At 66.6% G+C, this 16,154-nt stretch carries 15 protein-coding genes; 11 read left to right on the top strand and 4 right to left on the bottom strand.

The window, feature by feature from the left end:
* Positions 1-61: 61 nt before the first annotated feature.
* From ACEN8U_RS19445 to ACEN8U_RS19435, 3 genes are all read left to right on the top strand, one after another.
* On the top strand, positions 62-1,462 hold the full coding sequence (locus ACEN8U_RS19445; protein ID WP_041745587.1) for an O-acetylhomoserine aminocarboxypropyltransferase: 1,401 nt from the start codon (positions 62-64) through the stop codon (positions 1,460-1,462).
* A complete protein-coding gene (locus ACEN8U_RS19440) occupies positions 1,459-2,292 on the top strand; it encodes an alpha/beta fold hydrolase (protein ID WP_015003301.1) in 834 nt (277 codons plus the stop codon). The genes ACEN8U_RS19445 and ACEN8U_RS19440 overlap by 4 nt, the downstream gene beginning before the upstream one ends.
* Before the next feature lie 207 nt (positions 2,293-2,499).
* Positions 2,500-2,820 (top strand): Mpo1-like protein, encoded by a 321-nt coding sequence (locus tag ACEN8U_RS19435; RefSeq protein WP_015003302.1) that lies wholly within the window; start codon positions 2,500-2,502, stop codon positions 2,818-2,820.
* Between the two features lie 44 nt (positions 2,821-2,864).
* On the opposite strand, the gene ACEN8U_RS19430 is transcribed toward ACEN8U_RS19435, so the two are convergent.
* Positions 2,865-4,178: a YihY family inner membrane protein gene (locus ACEN8U_RS19430; RefSeq protein ID WP_015003303.1), complete on the bottom strand. Its 1,314-nt coding sequence runs from the start codon at positions 4,176-4,178 to the stop codon at positions 2,865-2,867.
* A 154-nt stretch (positions 4,179-4,332) separates the two neighbouring features.
* Here ACEN8U_RS19430 and wrbA point away from each other — a divergent pair, with 154 nt between their 5' ends.
* From wrbA to ACEN8U_RS19410, 4 genes are read left to right on the top strand one after another with little or no spacing between them, the layout of a single operon-like run.
* A complete protein-coding gene (gene wrbA, locus ACEN8U_RS19425) occupies positions 4,333-4,935 on the top strand; it encodes an NAD(P)H:quinone oxidoreductase (RefSeq protein ID WP_015003304.1) in 603 nt (200 codons plus the stop codon).
* The gene (locus tag ACEN8U_RS19420; protein ID WP_015003305.1) at positions 4,932-5,450 is read left to right on the top strand and encodes a DUF2069 domain-containing protein; all 519 of its coding nucleotides are present in this window, start codon (positions 4,932-4,934) and stop codon (positions 5,448-5,450) included. The genes wrbA and ACEN8U_RS19420 overlap by 4 nt, the downstream gene beginning before the upstream one ends.
* Positions 5,451-5,497: 47 nt before the next feature.
* Complete coding sequence (locus tag ACEN8U_RS19415; RefSeq protein WP_015003306.1) at positions 5,498-6,916, top strand: FAD-binding oxidoreductase; 1,419 nt, start codon at positions 5,498-5,500, stop codon at positions 6,914-6,916.
* Positions 6,917-6,964: 48 nt separating this feature from the next.
* Positions 6,965-7,783 (top strand): metallophosphoesterase, encoded by an 819-nt coding sequence (locus tag ACEN8U_RS19410; protein WP_015003307.1) that lies wholly within the window; start codon positions 6,965-6,967, stop codon positions 7,781-7,783.
* Positions 7,784-7,844: 61 nt separating this feature from the next.
* On the opposite strand, the gene ACEN8U_RS19405 is transcribed toward ACEN8U_RS19410, so the two are convergent.
* Both ACEN8U_RS19405 and ACEN8U_RS19400 read right to left on the bottom strand, forming a co-directional pair.
* Complete coding sequence (locus ACEN8U_RS19405; RefSeq protein WP_167330877.1) at positions 7,845-8,003, bottom strand: hypothetical protein; 159 nt, start codon at positions 8,001-8,003, stop codon at positions 7,845-7,847.
* A 294-nt stretch (positions 8,004-8,297) separates the two neighbouring features.
* Complete coding sequence (locus tag ACEN8U_RS19400; RefSeq protein ID WP_015003309.1) at positions 8,298-9,236, bottom strand: LysR family transcriptional regulator; 939 nt, start codon at positions 9,234-9,236, stop codon at positions 8,298-8,300.
* A gap of 168 nt (positions 9,237-9,404) precedes the next feature.
* Between ACEN8U_RS19400 and ACEN8U_RS19395 the strand changes: the two genes are divergently transcribed.
* Genes ACEN8U_RS19395 through ACEN8U_RS19380 form a run of 4 tightly spaced genes read left to right on the top strand, consistent with a single transcriptional unit; the run spans position 9,405 to position 14,223 of the window.
* Positions 9,405-10,937 (top strand): efflux transporter outer membrane subunit, encoded by a 1,533-nt coding sequence (locus ACEN8U_RS19395; protein ID WP_041745592.1) that lies wholly within the window; start codon positions 9,405-9,407, stop codon positions 10,935-10,937.
* 11 nt (positions 10,938-10,948) lie between these two features.
* A complete protein-coding gene (locus ACEN8U_RS19390; RefSeq protein WP_015003311.1) occupies positions 10,949-13,159 on the top strand; it encodes an FUSC family protein in 2,211 nt (736 codons plus the stop codon).
* The gene (locus ACEN8U_RS19385; RefSeq protein WP_041745594.1) at positions 13,149-13,349 is read left to right on the top strand and encodes a DUF1656 domain-containing protein; all 201 of its coding nucleotides are present in this window, start codon (positions 13,149-13,151) and stop codon (positions 13,347-13,349) included. The genes ACEN8U_RS19390 and ACEN8U_RS19385 overlap by 11 nt, the downstream gene beginning before the upstream one ends.
* A gap of 13 nt (positions 13,350-13,362) precedes the next feature.
* Positions 13,363-14,223: an HlyD family secretion protein gene (locus ACEN8U_RS19380; RefSeq protein WP_013589059.1), complete on the top strand. Its 861-nt coding sequence runs from the start codon at positions 13,363-13,365 to the stop codon at positions 14,221-14,223.
* 100 nt (positions 14,224-14,323) lie between these two features.
* Here the strand turns inward: ACEN8U_RS19380 and ACEN8U_RS19375 are convergent, their stop codons facing one another.
* Complete coding sequence (locus ACEN8U_RS19375; RefSeq protein WP_041745596.1) at positions 14,324-16,000, bottom strand: methyl-accepting chemotaxis protein; 1,677 nt, start codon at positions 15,998-16,000, stop codon at positions 14,324-14,326.
* Positions 16,001-16,154: the final 154 nt, after the last annotated feature.

Genomic DNA, 16,154 nt, shown 5'->3' with positions numbered 1-16,154 from the left:
GGTGATACGATGGCCGCCACCTTGACCTTTCGCGAGGCTGTCCGTGGCCTCGCCGACCAGCATGTCCGCCAACCGTTTCGATACGCTTGCGCTGCACGCCGGCGCCGCCCCTGATCCCGCCACTGGCGCGCGCGCCACGCCCATCTACCAGACCACCTCGTTCTCGTTTCGCGACGCCGACCACGCCGCCGCGCTCTTCAATATGGAGCGCGCCGGACACGTCTACTCGCGCATTTCGAATCCGACCGTGGCCGTGTTCGAAGAGCGCGTCGCCGCGCTGGAAAACGGCGCGGGCGCGATCGGCACGGCGAGCGGCCAGGCCGCGCTGCATCTCGCGATCGTCACGCTGATGGGCACGGGCTCCCACATCGTCGCTTCGAGCGCGCTATATGGCGGCTCGCACAATCTGCTGCATTACACGTTGCGCCGCTTCGGCATCGAAACGAGCTTCGTCAGACCCGGCGATATCGACGGATGGCGGGCGGCCCTGCGCCCGAACACGCGCCTTTTGTTCGGCGAAACGCTCGGCAATCCGGGCCTCGACGTGCTCGACATCGCCACCGTCGCACAGATCGCCCACGAGCACCGGGTGCCGCTTCTGGTCGACTCGACCTTCACCACGCCTTACCTGATCAAGCCGTTCGCGCACGGCGCGGACTTCGTCTACCATTCGGCGACCAAATTCCTCGGCGGCCACGGCACGACCATCGGCGGGGTGCTGGTGGACGGCGGCACGTTCGACTTCGACGCCTCCGGACGCTTTCCCGAATTCACCGAGCCCTACGACGGCTTTCACGGCATGGTGTTCAGCGAGGAAAGCACCGTTGCGCCGTTCCTGCTGCGCGCGCGCCGCGAAGGCTTGCGCGACTTCGGCGCGTGCCTGCATCCGCAAGCCGCCTGGCAGCTTCTGCAAGGCATCGAAACCTTGCCGCTGCGGATGGAACGGCACGTCGCCAACACCCGCCGCGTGGTCGAGTTTCTCGCCGGACAGGCGGCGGTCGAAGCGGTCGCCTATCCCGAACTGCCGACGCATCCCGATCACGCGCTCGCGCAGCGGCTGCTGCCGCGCGGCGCGGGCGCTGTGTTCAGCTTCAATCTGCGCGGCGATCGGGACGCCGGCCGCCGCTTCATCGAAGCGCTGTCGCTCTTCTCGCATCTGGCCAACGTCGGCGACGCGCGCTCACTGGTGATTCATCCTGCTTCCACCACGCACTTCCGGATGGACGCCGCCGCGCTCGCCGCGGCGGGCATCGCGGAAGGCACGATCCGGCTCTCGATCGGCCTCGAAGATCCCGACGATCTCATCGACGACCTGAAGCGCGGTTTGAAAGCGTCACAAAAAGCCTCGCAAAAAAGAGCCCCCAAAGCAGATCCCGAAGCGGCCCAAAAAACTCCGCAGAACGGCGCGCCCACACCAGGCGGCTTCCCCACCTCACAACCGCGCCGCCCGGAGTCCGCATGATCCTGACCGTTCAAGGCAAGCCCGCCTACGCCTACACCGGCGGCAAACCGTTCGATCCCACTCTGCCGACGGCCGTCTTCATTCACGGTGCCGAGCACGACCACAGCGTGTGGGCGCTGCAAACGCGCTACTTCGCGCACCACGGCTTCGGCGTGCTGGCGGTGGATCTGCCCGGACACTGCCGCAGCGCCGGTCCCGCGCTGCGCACCATTGCGGCGCTGGCGGACTGGCTCGCCGCCCTCTTCGACGCCGCGGGCGTCGCGCGTGCATTCGTGGCCGGCCATAGCATGGGCTCGCTCGTCGCACTCGACTTCGCCGGCCGCCATGCCGAGCGGACCACGCATCTCGCCCTCCTCGCCACCGCGTTGCCCATGGCGGTCTCCGAGACCCTGCTAGCAGCCGCGCTCCACGACGAGCCCGAGGCCATCGCCATGGTCAACCAGTGGTCGCATTCCACGCTCGCGGCGAAACCCTCGTGTCCCGGTCCCGGCTTCTGGCTGCGCGGTATGAATCAGCGGCTCATGGAGCGGGTTTCGGCGAGGGGCGAAACGCAGCTCTTTCACACCGATTTCATGGCCTGCAACAGCTACACGGACGGCCTCGCGCGCGCCGCGCAGGTGCGCTGCCCGACGCGCCTCCTGGTTGGACGCCGCGATGCGATGACGCCGCCGCGCGCCGCCAAAGCGCTCGCCGATGCGCTCGCGCAGGCCGGCGCGCCGGTCGACACCGTCACTCTCGAGGCCGGACACGCGCTGATGACCGAGCAGCCCGATGCCACGCTCGACGCGCTGTTCAGTTTCGCTTCGCGTCCCGCTCGCGAAGCGGGCTAGCACGGGCGCCCCGCCAGACCTTCGATGCCTTCACGATAACGGCTGCGAAGCGGTGACGCCATCGTCCGAATGGCCAGGTTGCGCGTGACACACGATAGCCGCACAATGGATCGAGCCTGTCCTGTGCCGGGCATCCGGGCGCGCCGCGAACAACCAAGGCAAAGCGACAGGCGCGCAACCGCAACCCGTAGCCATCCGGAGGCCGTTATGGCTCATACCGCGCATACCGATCACTTCGCGAACTTCGCGGAGTTTTATCCGTACTATCTGAGCGAGCATCGCAACGTGGTCTCGCGGCGGCTGCATTTCGTGGGATCGCTCGGGGTGATCGGCTGCCTCGCCATGGCGCTCGCCACCGGCGACTGGCTGTGGCTGCCGGCGGCCGTCGTCTGCGGATACGGCTTTGCCTGGGTCGGCCATTTTTTCTTCGAAAAGAACCGGCCGGCAACTTTTCGCCATCCGCTCTATAGCCTGATGGGCGACTGGGTGATGTTCAAGGATATCTGCGTCGGCAAGATTTCGTTGTAAAGCGACCCGCGGGCCTCAAACCGCCGCCGCGCCGGGCCTGCGGGCTACGCCGCCTGATGCGGCATGGAAGAGGTACCGCGCTCGTCGTGCTCGGCGGCCGCCGCGCGCGCGGCGGCGCGGGTCGCGAGCAGCGTGGCGAGCGTCACCTTCAGCCGGTCGTTTTCGAGCGCGGCGAGCAGCGTGGCGCCGTCCACGCGAGTAGACGCGAGCTGCAACTGATATTCGAGCTCCGCGCGATCCATCACGAACAGGTCGTAGAGCTGCTGCACGGTGATCTGCGCCGGGTTCGCGAGCAGCAGAAAATGCGGGCGCGAGGCGTCTTCCTGCAACTGCGCGATCCATTCGACCTGTTCGAGCTTTTGCAGCAGATTGACCGTCGTATCCATATCGCGGCGAAGCATGCGCGAAAGCTCGGGCACGGTGTAGCCGCGCTTGCCGGCCTCGCGCGCTTCGCTAAGCCGCGCAAGCAGTTCGAGCGAATCGAAGAGATTGCTGCCCTCGAAGGTCGGGCGATGGAACTGGCCGATGCGGATGGCCGGCAACGCCGACGCGATCATCGCGCCCGCCAGCGTGATGAACCAGCACAGGTACATCCACAGCAGGAAGAGCGGCACGGCCGAGAACGCGCCGTACACCGCGGTGTAGGTGGGCATGCGGCGCACGTAATAGCCGAAGCCGCGCTTGGCGAGCTCGAACGCGATGGCTGCCGTCACCCCGCCAATCACCGCGTCGCGCCATTCCACGCGGCAGTTGGGCAGATAGACGTAGAGAATCGTGAAAGCGAGCGCCGTGAGCGGCAATGCGGTGCCCGCCAGCGCCCATTCGATCACCGGCGTCATGCGTTGGGCCGCGCTGAACGTCATGGACTGCGTGAACAGATACGACGAGATGGAAAGACTCACGCCGATCAGAATCGGACCCAGCGTGATGATCGCCCAATACACAAGGATGCGCTGCGCGATGGGCCGCGCCTTGCGCACGCGCCAGATCACGTTGAACGCGGATTCGATCGTCATCATCGTCATGACGCCGGTGAGAAACAGCAACACCATGCCGATGGTGGTCAAGCCCTTCGCCTTCGACGCGAACTGATTCAGATATTTGAAGATCTGGCTGTTCAGTTGCGCGGGCATCAGGTGATCGGCGAGGAAAAACTGCAGCGACTCCTGGAACGAACTGAAGAGCGGAAACGCCGTAAAGAGCGCGAACGCCACGGTGGCGAGCGGCACCAGCGCGAGCATCGTGGTGAACGTGAGGCTGCCGGCCACTTGCGCAATACGGTCTTCGCCGCTGCGCTTGGCAGCGAACTGCGCGAGCCGTTTGAGCGTATCGAGATCGAAACGCGCCTTGGACAACAAACCTGCCTCCTTGCTTCGTCAACCGGTGTGTGCGGACCGCCTGGCAGAACCTGCAACGCACCTTGCGCGAGGCCTGGCCGAATGGCTATGAACGGCTGGGAACGGCCTGTAGAACGGCCCCAAGCCCTATAATACCCGTTCACCGATGAGGCTTATGAAAGACATTCTCGTGCTCTATTACAGCCGTCACGGCGCCACGCGCGAACTCGCGCTCGCGATCGCGCACGGCGTGGACAGCGTCCCCGGCATGCAGGCACGCGTGCGGACGGTGCCGCCCGTCTCGACCGTCTGCGAGGCGACGCAGCCCGACATTCCCGCTGAAGGACCGCCTTACGTCGAACTGCGCGATCTCGAGGAATGCGCCGGTCTCGCGCTCGGCTCGCCCACCCGTTTCGGCAACATGGCGGCTTCCCTCAAATACTTTCTGGACGGCACCACGCCGCAGTGGCTCTCGGGCGCGCTCTCCGGCAAGCCGGCCTGCGTGTTCACGTCGACCGGCAGTCTGCACGGCGGCCAGGAATCCACGCTCTTGTCCATGATGCTGCCGCTCTTGCACCACGGCATGCTGATCGTCGGCATTCCCTACACGGAAACGGCGCTCACCACCACGCAAACCGGCGGCACGCCGTACGGCGCGTCGCATTTCGCGCGCGCGGGCAGCGCCGCCCAGGGCATTTCCGCCGACGAAAAAACGCTCGCCGTTGCGCTCGGGGCGCGCGTCGCGCGCACGGCGGCTTCCATGAGCGAAAGGCCGTGAGCAGCGCGCCACCGCGGCACAACCGCGCTGCGGCGCTCGGCGCGACCGCCTCCCTCGTCGCGCTGATTGCGTTGTCCATTGCCTGGGAGCTGTGGCTCGCGCCGCTGCGCTCCGGCGGCTCGGCGCTCGTGCTCAAGGCCGTGCCGCTGCTTCTCGCGCTGCCGGGCGTGTGGCGGCAGCGTCTTTACACGCTCCAATGGGCGTCGATGCTGATCCTTCTCTATTTCGCCGAGGGCGTCGTGCGCGGCTGGAGCGACCGTGGTTTGAGCGCGGGCCTCGGCTGGCTCGAAGCCGCGCTCGCCATCGTGTTTTTCGTCGCTACGCTTGCCTACGTGGCGCCCTTCAAGCGCGCGGCAAAGAAGGCCGCGAAAGATGCCGCCCCAAACCCGGCGAACGAGGCGACAAAGGAAGCGGCGAAAGAAGCGACGAGAGACTCGGCGAAAAGCGGGGCGAACAACGCAGCCCAGCACGCCGCGGCGCCGCGCGGCGAACGTCCGGGCAGCGCGGACGTCTGACAGTCATCCACCTCGCTTCCCCGCCCGAACCCCGCTCACCCACCGACATGACCCAAACCGCTTTTCTCGCAGCCTGCCGCGACGCCATCGGCGTCGCCCATGTGTTGACCGACGCGCACGACACGGCGCCCTATCTGACCGACTGGCGCCGCCGCTACACCGGCGCGGCCTGCGCGGTGTTGTGCCCTGCCTCGTCCGCCGAGGTCGCGGCGCTCGTGCGGCTCGCCGTCGAACACGGCGTGCCTCTCGTGCCGCAAGGCGGCAACACAGGTCTCGCCGGCGGCGCCACACCGGACGCGAGCGGCGCGCAGGCGGTCGTCAGCTTGCGGCGGCTCAACCGGGTGCGCGACATCGACCCGCACAACAACACGATCACGGTCGAAGCCGGCGTGATCCTCGCCGAAGTGCAGCAGCGCGCGGATGAAGCCGGGCGCCTCTTCCCATTGAGCCTCGCGGCGGAAGGCAGTTGCACGATCGGCGGCAATCTCGCGACCAACGCGGGCGGCACCGGCGTGCTGCGCTACGGCAACACGCGCGAGCTGTGCCTCGGCCTCGAAGTCGTCACGCCGCAAGGTGAACTGTGGGACGGCCTGCGCGGGCTGCGCAAGGACAACACCGGCTACGATCTGCGCGACCTGTTCATCGGCGCCGAAGGCACGCTCGGCATCATCACCGCCGCGGTGTTGAAGCTGCATCCGCAGCCCGCGGCGCGCGTCACGGCGCTTGCCGCGCTCGCCTCGCCGCATGCGGCGCTGGATTTTTTGTCTCTTACACAAAGCATCGCCGGGCCGCTTCTGACCGGCTTCGAACTGATGTCGGACTTTTGCCTGCGGCTCGTGGGCCGGCACTTCGAGCAGATGCGCTATCCGTTCGCCGAACCGCACGCGCAAATCGTGCTGCTCGAATTGTCCGACAGCGAGAGCGAGGACCACGCGCGAGCACTCTTCGAGCGTCTGATGGAAAAGGCGCTTGAAGACGGCGTGGTGCAGGACGCCGTGGTCGCCGAAAGTCTCGCGCAGTCGCGGGCGTTCTGGAATCTGCGCGAACATATCCCGCTTGCGCAGGCTGAGGAAGGCCTGAACATCAAGCACGACATTGCGGTGCCGATTTCGCGCATCGGCCACTTCATCGAGGAGACGGACGCCGCTGTTGCACAGGCCGCGCCCGGCTCGCGCATGGTGACGTTCGGCCATCTCGGCGACGGCAACCTGCATTACAACGTGCAGGCGCCCGAAGGTGTCGACGCAAAGGCGTTCCTCGCGCAGTACCAGAGCCCGATTAACCAGATCGTGTACGACAGCGTGCATCGGCATCGCGGCAGCATCAGCGCGGAACACGGGCTCGGTCAGCTGAAGATCGACGAGGCGATGCACTACAAGCAGGACGTCGAGGTCCAGTTGATGCGCACGCTCAAACATGCACTCGACCCGCTCAACCTGATGAACCCGGGCAAAGTGCTACGCTGAGAGCGTGAGGCGACGGATCGATATTCAGCGCTGCAAGGAGCCGTATTCGTGAAAATTCGTGTGCTGTCCGATCTGCATCTGGAGAACGACGAGCCGGAACTGATTCCGCATGCGCAGGCGGATCTGATCGTGCTCGCCGGGGACATCCACAACCACGCGGCAGGTCCGCGCTGGGCCGCGCAAACCTTCGACGGCGCCGCGCCTGTCGTCTACGTGCCGGGCAATCACGAATACTACGACGGCGAGTTCGGCGCGCTGGAGGCCGCGTTGCACGACGCGGCCTCGCAGGTCGAGAACGTGCACGTGCTGAACAACGCCGCGCTTATCGATCCGCAGGGCCGCTGGCGCGTGCTCGGCACGACATTGTGGACGGATTTCGCGCTATTCGGCGCGGACCACGCGGCGCTCGCCGAATCGATCGAGGCGGCGCGGCGCGCCATGCTGGACTTTCGCGGCCTCATTCAGATGAACTGGCCGCACGGTGTGAAAAACTGCGCACGCGACGAAGCGCGCGACTTCGCACCCGGCGACGCGCTCGCGCTGCATCGCCAGGCGCGTGCCTGGCTCGAGAACGAGCTCGCGAAGCCGTTTGCCGGCCAGACGATCGTGGTCACACATCACGCGCCGCATCGTTTGAGTCTGGCTGAGCGTTACGCAGACGACCGCGTGTCGGCGGGCTTCGTCAACCACCTGCCCGAGCTCGTGCGTGCGCCCGTCGCGCTGTGGATTCATGGACACACGCATACGTCGTTCGACTACACGGTGAACGGCACGCGCGTGGTCTGCAATCCGCGCGGCTATTTCGATCGCCGCAGCGGGCAGTGGGAAAATCCGCTTTTTGCGTGGGACAAGGTCGTCGAAATCTAGCGCGGCGCTCTCTGTCAGCGCTTCAGGCAAGCACCGCCCACACACTCGACTGGTGAAAAGCCTACTGACGGTCCCGCTGCTTGCCGTTTTCAGGACGCTCGACCTTGATCGGCGCAAGTTGCGGCTGCTGCTCGCGCACGCGGCGCAGCAGGTCGCGCGATGCGGCAATGCCGATCAGTCCAAACATGACGGCCACGCCGATCATCAGATGCGTATCCATGAAATCCTCGTCCTTCGGTGAGTGCGATTGCTAAACGGTGGCGACGCGGTGGCGGCGCGGTGGCGGCGGAAACAGAAGCGCCGGTTGAGCACGCAGCGCATGAACGACACGGTAGCAAATCGAGCCGGGCGCGGAAGTAAGGAAATGTTGCGGCGCGGCGCCGATGTAACCGGCGGCACGGCAAAACGCCGCCGCTGATGCCCAACCGGCCAACAGGCCAACAGGCCGAGCGGGCCAACGCACCGAGAGGACTGCGACGGCCGGCAGTCAACTGGCGGTCAGGCCGCGCGCCGCCTAGGTCCTCGCAAACTCCCGCAACTCGGCTTGGTCGACCGCGAGCGTCGTCGGCAGCTCGTCGCGCAGATGCTCGATCCACGTGCGGATCTTGGCGTCCAGATACTGGCGCGACGGATACAGCGCATACAGATTCATTTCCTGCGACGTGTAGTCGGGCAAGAGCCGCACCAATTCGCCCTTGCGCAGGCCGCTGATCGCCGAGTAGATCGGAATCAGGCCGACGCCCATGCCGCTCGCCACCGCGACGGCCATGGCCTCCGCGACGTTCACCTGGAAGGTGGCCGGGCCGAGCGTGATGGTTTCCTCGCCGTTCGGGCCGTCGAACGTCCATTTGTCCGGCGGAAACACCGGCGTAACCATTTGCAGGCAGCTGTGGTGCTCCAGGTCGGCGGGCGTGTGCGGCACCCCGTGCTTTTCCAGATAAGCCGGCGACGCGCACGCCACGCTGAACGCGCTGCCGAGGCGCTGTGACACGAGCCCCGAATCGGGCAGGCCGGTGGCGAGCGTGAGGGACACGTCGAAACCCTCGTCGAGGAGATCGGGCATGCGCTGCGCGAGCGTGAGCTCCACGTGCACTTCCGGGTAACGCTCCTGATAGCGGCCCACGGCCGGCACGACGTAATGCTGGCCGAAGCTCGTCATGGCGTGGACCTTCAGCTTGCCGGACGGACGCGCATGCGCGTCGCTGGCCTCGGCTTCCGCCTGATCGACATAGGCGAGAATCTGCTCGCAGCGCTGCAGATAGCGCTCGCCCGCTTCGGTCAGCGCGATGCGGCGCGTGGTGCGGTTCAGAAGGCGCGTGCGCAGATGCGCTTCAAGATCGGACACCGCCCGCGACGCGTAGGCGGTCGTCGTATTGAGGTGCTGCGCGGCACCGGTGAAACTGCCCGCTTCGACGACGCGGACAAATACGCGCATGTTCTGAAGCGTATCCATACCTTTCCTTTGCAACTATCCAGTCCGAACCCTGCCGATTGTTACACGATCCGCAAAACCGATTATCACGCGTTTCGTAAAAATCCCTTGCATCTTTACCGGTTATTCCCCAATCCGTCCAAAAATATAATTGGCCGATCGCTTCTATAGTCAGTTCTGGAGGAAATCGTGCAGTCTCCGGTGTCGAAAAGGATCACCGCAGCCCCGGTTCTTGCGATCCTATTAACAATTGCCGGCTGTGCAAGTACCGGAGGCGTCGCCCCGCAAGCGACCCGCACCGACCCCGCGTCGCTCGATGCGGGCAGCGCGATCCGCGCGGCGGATGCCGACGCCCGCTGGCCCGCCGCCGACTGGTGGCGAGCCTATCGCGATCCGCAACTCGACGCCTGGATCGAAGCCGCGCAGGCCGGCAATCCGAGCCTCGCAGCCGCCCAGGCGCGCGTGCGCGAAGCCATGTCGATGGCGGGCGTCGCGCGTTCCGCGCTCGCACCGCAAGTGAACGGCGAACTGTCGATCAAGCGCCAGCAATGGGCCGACAACCTGTACTACGGCCCGGGACCGCTCGCGGGCGAGCAATCGTGGAACAACACCGGCACGCTCGCGCTGTCGTATCACCTCGACCTGTGGGGCAAGGACCGCAACGCCGCCGAGCGCGCCCTCGACGCGGCGCACGCGCGCGCCGCCGATGCCCGCGCCGCGCAACTCGAACTGCAGGCGAACGTGGTGCGGACCTACATCCAGATGTCGCTCGATTACGCGCTGCTCGACATCGCCCGCGCAACCTTGCAGCAACAGCAGCAAATCGCCGACCTGGCCAGCCGGCGCCTGAAAGGCGGCATCGGCACGCAACTGGAAGTGAGCCAGGCACAGACGCCGCTGCCGGAATACGAGCGCGAAATCGACGCTCTCGAGGAAAAAATCGCGCTCGGGCGCAACCAGCTCGCGGCGCTCGCGGGCAAAGGCCCAGGCGCGGGCGAGACGATCCAGCGGCCGGTGCTCTCGCTCGCCGCGCCCGCCGGCCTGCCGAGCGCGCTGCCTGCGGAGCTGATCGGCCATCGGCCGGACGTGGTCGCCGCGCGCTGGACCGTGGCGGCGCAGGCACGCGGCATCGACGTCGCGAAGGCCGGGTTTTATCCGGACATCGACCTGCTCGCGTCGATTGGCGGCTATGCGGCGATGGGGCCGCTCTTCCAGTTCCTGAAGAATCCGTCGCATAGCTGGAGCGCCGGGCCGGCGCTGTCGCTGCCGATTCTCGACGGCGGCCGCCTGCGCTCGGAGCTCGGCGCGGCATCGGCCGGTTACGACGAGGCGGTGGAGCACTACAACCAGACGATCGTCGGCGCCCTCAAGGACATTTCGGACCAGGTCATCCGCATCCGCTCGCTCGACACGCAGGCAGAGGACGCACGACGGTCCGAGGCCGCCGCGCGTAAGAACTACGAACTGTCGCGCGAGGGTTATCGCCGAGGTCTGACAGATTATGTGAACGTACTGATCGCGCAGAACCAGTTGCTGCGCGCGCAGGAAGGCGTCGCGAAGGTTCAGGCGGAGCGCCTCGGCGCGCATGCGTCGCTGGTCACGGCTCTGGGCGGCGGCCTCGACGATCCCGCCAACGGCCCGGTGGCCAGCGCGACGCTGCCGGGGCACGGCAAGGGCGAGCAGAAAAACACCGCCGCAGCCGCCACGTCCGCAGCCGAGTGAGGAAGCCCGTCATGTCGACAACCTCTGCCCGCGCCTCGCGCCCCACGTCGTTCGCCGCCTGGTACAGCGCCGCCTCCGACTGGGCGCGCACCGACGGCCTCACGTGGATCTACCTTTTCAAGGCGCTTGCTGCGTGCTTTCTCGCGCTCGGCATCGCGATGAAACTCGACCTGCCGCAGCCGCGCACCGCCATGACCACCGTCTTCATCGTGATGCAGCCGCAAAGCGGCATGGTGTTCGCGAAGAGCTTCTACCGGATCTGCGGCACGCTTGTCGGTCTCGTCGTGATGCTCGCGTTGATCGGGCTGTTCGCGCAGCAGCCGGAGCTGTTCATCGCGACCACGGCGATCTGGGTCGGCATCTGCACCGCCGGCGCCGCGCGCAACCGCAACTTCAGGTCTTACGGCTTCGTGCTGGCCGGCTACACCGCCGCGTTGATCGGCATTCCTGCCTCGCAGCATCCGGACGGCGCGTTTCTCGCCGCGCTCACGCGCGTCGCGGAGGTCGTGCTCGGCATCGTCTGCGCGGGCGCCGTGAGCGGCCTCGTATTTCCGCAGTTCGCCGGCCTGCAGATGCGCGGCGCCGTGCGCGCGCGTTTCTCCGCGTTTGTCGACTACGTGTCGGCGTCGCTGGCCGGCCGCAACGACCGCGCGCAGATCGAGGCGACCAATGCGCGCTTCGTCGCGGACATCGTCGGCTTCGAGGCGGCGCGCAGCGTCGCGGTGTTCGAAGGCCCGGATTCGCGGATGCGCGGCGGCCGCCTCGCGCGCCTGAACAGCGAGTTCATGACCGCGTCGACGCGCTTTCACGCGCTGCATCAGTTGATGAACCGCTTGCGCGAGGCCGGCACGCACGGCGCGGCGATCGCCATCGACGCGCTCGAACCTTACTTCAGGGAAATCGCGCCCTTGCTCGCGAAGTCCGGCGAACCGGTGCTGAGCGCCGCCGACGCCGCGCACGCCGCCGCCCAGCTCGACGCTTACAAGGCCGAGCTGCCGCGCCGCGTGCGCGCCACACGCGCCGCGCTCGAGGTACATCCCGATGCGCCGCTGCTCGACTTCGATACGGGCGCGGAACTGCTGTACCGCTTTATCGACGACCTGCATGCCTACGCGGCCACGTATGCGTCGCTGGCCGTGGACACGCATGAGCGCGAGCGCTGGGTCGAGCGCTACGAGCCGAAGACGAACGCCATCGCGGCCGGCGTCGCCGGTCTGCGCGCGGCGCTCGTGATGATGGTGCTCGGCGCGTTCTGGATCGCCACCGCGTGGCCGAGCGGCTCGACGCTCACGCTGAACGCGGCGGCGGTGTGCGCGCTGGCATCGTCGTCGCCGGATCCGAAACGCACCGTGTTCCAGATGGCCGGCGGCACGCTCGCCGCCTCGGCGATGGGCCTGCTCGCGGTCTACGGCGTGTTCCCGCGCATCGACGGATTTCCGCTGTTGTGCGCCACGCTCGCGCCGTTCCTGCTGCTCGGCGTGTTCATGACGACGCGGCCTGCGCTGGCCGGCTACGGCGTCGGCTATTGCATTTTCTTCTGCTTCCTGGCCGGCCCGGACAACGTGGTCCACTACGATCCGAGCAGCTTTATCAACGACGCCATGGCGCTCGTGCTGTCCATGCTGGTGTCCTCCGTCGCGTTTGCCGTGCTGCTGCCGCCGTCCACGCCGTGGCTGCGCAACCGGCTGCTCGCCGACCTGCGCCGTCAGGTCGTGCTCGCGAGCCGGGCGCATCTCGCCCGCGTGCGTTCGCGGTTCGAAAGCGGCGCGCGCGATCTGATGTTCCAGATCGACGCTCTCGCGCAGGACGATCCGGCGGCGCGGCGCGACACCTTGCGCTGGCTCTTCTCCGTGCTCGAAGTGGGCAACGCGGTGATCGACCTGCGCCGCGAAGTCGCGACGCTGCCCGCCGAGGCGCGCTATGCGAACACGATGGCGTGGCGCGTGTCGCTGCGCGCCATGTGCGATGCGCTGAGCGCGCTCTTCGAGCGGCCGCGTGCGGAGCGCCTCGACCGCGCGCTCGCCGCGACCGTCGACGCGATCAGTGCCGTGCAGTCCCTGCTTGTGGCATTCGCACCGCCGCGCGAGGAGCGCCATCAACTGCAGCGCGTTCTGAGTCAGCTGCATTTCATCCGTACCGCGTTGCTCGATCCGCAGTCGCCGCTCGCGCCGTTGACGGCTGCGCGGGCCGACGCATCTGAAGGAGTGGCTCATGCCGCGTGACATTGCCGTTTTCGACGCCTACGTGCCCACCATCGTGCTGCTGTTCGTCGTGGGCGCCGCGCTCACCTGGGTGCTGGATCGCGTGATCGCCTATACGGGCGTCTATCGCGTGGTGTGGCATCCGTCGCTTTTCCGGGCCAGCCTGCTCGTGTGTGTGTGCGGCCTGCTGGGACTTGCCGTTTATCGTTGATCAGAGTCGAAACATGACTATCCGAAATCTTATTGGCTTCGTTGCGACAGCCGTTATTTTTATCGTCGCGATCGTGTTGGGACGCATGCTGTGGGTCCATTACATGGACGAACCGTGGACGCGCGACGCGCGCGTGCGCGCCGAAATAGTGAACGTTGCGCCGGACGTCTCGGGCGCCGTGGTCGATCTGCCGGTCAAAGACAATCAACTGGTGAAGAAAGGCGACCTGCTGATGCAGATCGATCCGTCGCACTACGAGATCGCCGTCGAGCAGGCGCAGGCCGCGGTGGCCGCGCGCAAGGCCGAGCTGCAGATGAAGCGCGACGACGCGCGGCGGCGCGCGGACATGGATTCGCTCGTGGTGTCGAAAGAAAGCCAGGAGAATGCGGCGCACACGGCGTCGGCTGCCGAGGCGGCCTATCAGCAGGCGCTCGCCGCGCTCGACGCCGCGAAGCTGAATCTCGCGCGCACGCGCGTCGTCTCACCCGTGGACGGCTACGTGACCAACCTGAACGTGTTTCGCGGCGACTACGCGACGGCCGGCGCGGCGAAGCTCGCCATTGTCGACAGTCACTCGTTCTGGGTGTACGGCTACTTTGAGGAAACCAAGCTGCCGCACGTGCGTATCGGCGACAAGGCCGAAGTGCGCCTGATGAGCGGCGGCACGCTGCAAGGCCACGTGGAAAGCATCTCGCGCGGCATTTACGACCGCGACAATCCGCAAAGCCGCGAACTGCTCGCCGACGTCAATCCGACGTTCAACTGGGTCCGCCTCGCGCAGCGTGTGCCGGTGCGCGTGAAGATCGACTCGGTGCCCGACGGGGTCATGCTGGCGGCGGGCATTACCTGCACCGTGGTCGTCAAGGAGAGCTGAGGGAAGGCCGTGAACGGGCCGTGGGCGGGCCGTGAGCGGCCTGGAGCGGGCCGCGCGCACGCTCGAGATAGCGGCAGGCCGCGCGCCTGCCGCACCGTCTTTATAGCCGGAACTTGCCCACCATCTGCTTGAGGCCATGAGCCTGATCGTCGAGCGATCTCGCCGCGGCGGTCGCCTGCTCGACAAGCGCCGCGTTCTGCTGCGTGCCCGAATCCATCTGCGCGACGGCCAGATTGATCTCCTCGATGCCCGCGCTCTGCTCCGACGAAGCCGCCGAAATCTCGCCCATGATGTCGGTCACCCGCTTCACCGCCTTGACCACTTCGTCCATGGTCTGGCCGGCGTCCTGCGCGAGGGTCGAACCGTTGCTCACGCGCTCCACCGACGTGCTGATCAGCCCCTTGATCTCCTTCGCGGCGGCGGCGCTGCGTTGCGCGAGGTTGCGCACTTCCGCGGCGACGACCGAAAAGCCGCGGCCTTCCTCGCCGGCCCGCGCCGCCTCGACCGCCGCATTCAGCGCCAGAATGTTGGTCTGAAACGCGATTCCCTCGATCACGCCGATGATGTCGCCGATGCTGCGCGCGCTCTCGTTGATCTCGTTCATCGTCGCGACGACGCGGCTCACCACCTCGCCGCCCTTCTCCGCGATCTCCGACGCGTTGTTGGCAAGCGTGCTCGCCTGCTTCGCGTTGTCCGCGTTCTGGCGGACCGTCGAGGTCAACTGCTCCATGCTGGTCGCGGTGCGCTCGAGCGCCATCGCCTGCTGCTCGGTGCGCTGCGAAAGATCGGCGTTGCCCATTGAAATTTCGCTCGATGCTGTCGCGATCGCGTCCGCACTCGACGCAATGTCCGACACCGTGGTCGCGAGACCGCTTTGCATATCGGAAAGCGCGTACAGCACGCTCGACTTGTCCTTACGCCCCAGCGTGATGTGATTCGACAGATCGCCCGCCGCGATCCGGCTCGCGATTTCCTTCGCGTAGGCCGGCTCGCCGCCCAGCTGGCGCGCGAGGCGCCGCACCACCCACTCGCTGATGGCGGCCGCGAGCACGATCAGCCCGATCGTCATCACCGCCAGCATCACGAACGACGAGTGGTAAATGAAGCCGGAGGCGTCGATGGTCGCCTTCGCCGCCGTGCCGCGCTCCGCGACGAGTTCGTCGACGAGTTTTTCGAGCTTGCCGGTTTCGACCAGCAGCGATACGTCCTGCGTGCCGACCTGCCAGTTCATTTGCGACAGGTCGAGCGGCTGCGCTTTCACGAGCGTGACGAAGTCCCGCAGATGGGTGCTCCATGTGGTGACGGCGGCGGCAAACTTCTTCTGATTCTCGACGGCTTTCGCGTTCGATTTGTCGACGTACTGCTGCAGCGTGCCCAGCTCGGCGGCAAGGCCGTTCAAGCCCTTGTCGATGTCGGCGCCCAGTTCGTCGCGCTCCTTCGCGGTGGTCGCGGTCAACAGCATTTTTTGCGCGCGGCTCGCGCGCAGCATGTGTCCGCGGGCTTCCTCGGCGGCGCGGCTCGCGACGTGCCCCTGGTCGTAGATGGATTGCGCGGAGGCGTTCAGGCGGCTGATCTGCGTGAGCGAAAACACGCCGATGACAAGCGTCCCGACCAGCAGCACCGCAAAAGCGAGGCGCAACATGGCCTTGACGGACAGGCCCTTGAGCCGCGCGACCCGCGCACGGCTACCTTTTCCCCGCGACGGCAACCTCCCCGCCGCTTCTGCGTCCGGAACGAACCCCGCGCTTTTCCGGCTGCCCAGCGAAACTGCTTTCATATTCCCCGTCCCCACGTTTAGAACCTGCCGCAAAGGTCAATTCCGGCATTGCTTCTTTTCCTTCCGGGTCTACGGCATCGGCGTCCGCGATCTTTAGTGTGGTTTGCCCCGGTTTTGCCCGTACCGACGATCGTGTATCACCCGGTCCTCGGCA

Source organism: Paraburkholderia phenoliruptrix (assembly GCF_047325075.1).
GTDB classification, from domain to species: Bacteria; Pseudomonadota; Gammaproteobacteria; order Burkholderiales; family Burkholderiaceae; genus Paraburkholderia; species Paraburkholderia phenoliruptrix.
Note: the sequence above shows the minus strand (reverse complement) of the source record. Positions and strands in the feature narration are given on the sequence as shown.

Bases quoted from the DNA above. Each gene is read 5' to 3' on its own strand.
- ACEN8U_RS19405 (WP_167330877.1), bottom strand. From the start codon at position 8,003: ATGGATACGCATCTGATGATCGGCGTGGCCGTCATGTTTGGACTGATC.
- wrbA (WP_015003304.1), top strand. From the start codon at position 4,333: ATGAAAGACATTCTCGTGCTCTATTACAGCCGTCACGGCGCCACGCGC.
- ACEN8U_RS19390 (WP_015003311.1), top strand. From the start codon at position 10,949: ATGTCGACAACCTCTGCCCGCGCCTCGCGCCCCACGTCGTTCGCCGCC.
- ACEN8U_RS19400 (WP_015003309.1), bottom strand. From the start codon at position 9,236: ATGGATACGCTTCAGAACATGCGCGTATTTGTCCGCGTCGTCGAAGCG.
- ACEN8U_RS19375 (WP_041745596.1), bottom strand. From the start codon at position 16,000: ATGAAAGCAGTTTCGCTGGGCAGCCGGAAAAGCGCGGGGTTCGTTCCG.
- ACEN8U_RS19445 (WP_041745587.1), top strand. From the start codon at position 62: ATGTCCGCCAACCGTTTCGATACGCTTGCGCTGCACGCCGGCGCCGCC.
- ACEN8U_RS19385 (WP_041745594.1), top strand. From the start codon at position 13,149: ATGCCGCGTGACATTGCCGTTTTCGACGCCTACGTGCCCACCATCGTG.
- ACEN8U_RS19380 (WP_013589059.1), top strand. From the start codon at position 13,363: ATGACTATCCGAAATCTTATTGGCTTCGTTGCGACAGCCGTTATTTTT.
- ACEN8U_RS19440 (WP_015003301.1), top strand. From the start codon at position 1,459: ATGATCCTGACCGTTCAAGGCAAGCCCGCCTACGCCTACACCGGCGGC.
- ACEN8U_RS19435 (WP_015003302.1), top strand. From the start codon at position 2,500: ATGGCTCATACCGCGCATACCGATCACTTCGCGAACTTCGCGGAGTTT.
- ACEN8U_RS19415 (WP_015003306.1), top strand. From the start codon at position 5,498: ATGACCCAAACCGCTTTTCTCGCAGCCTGCCGCGACGCCATCGGCGTC.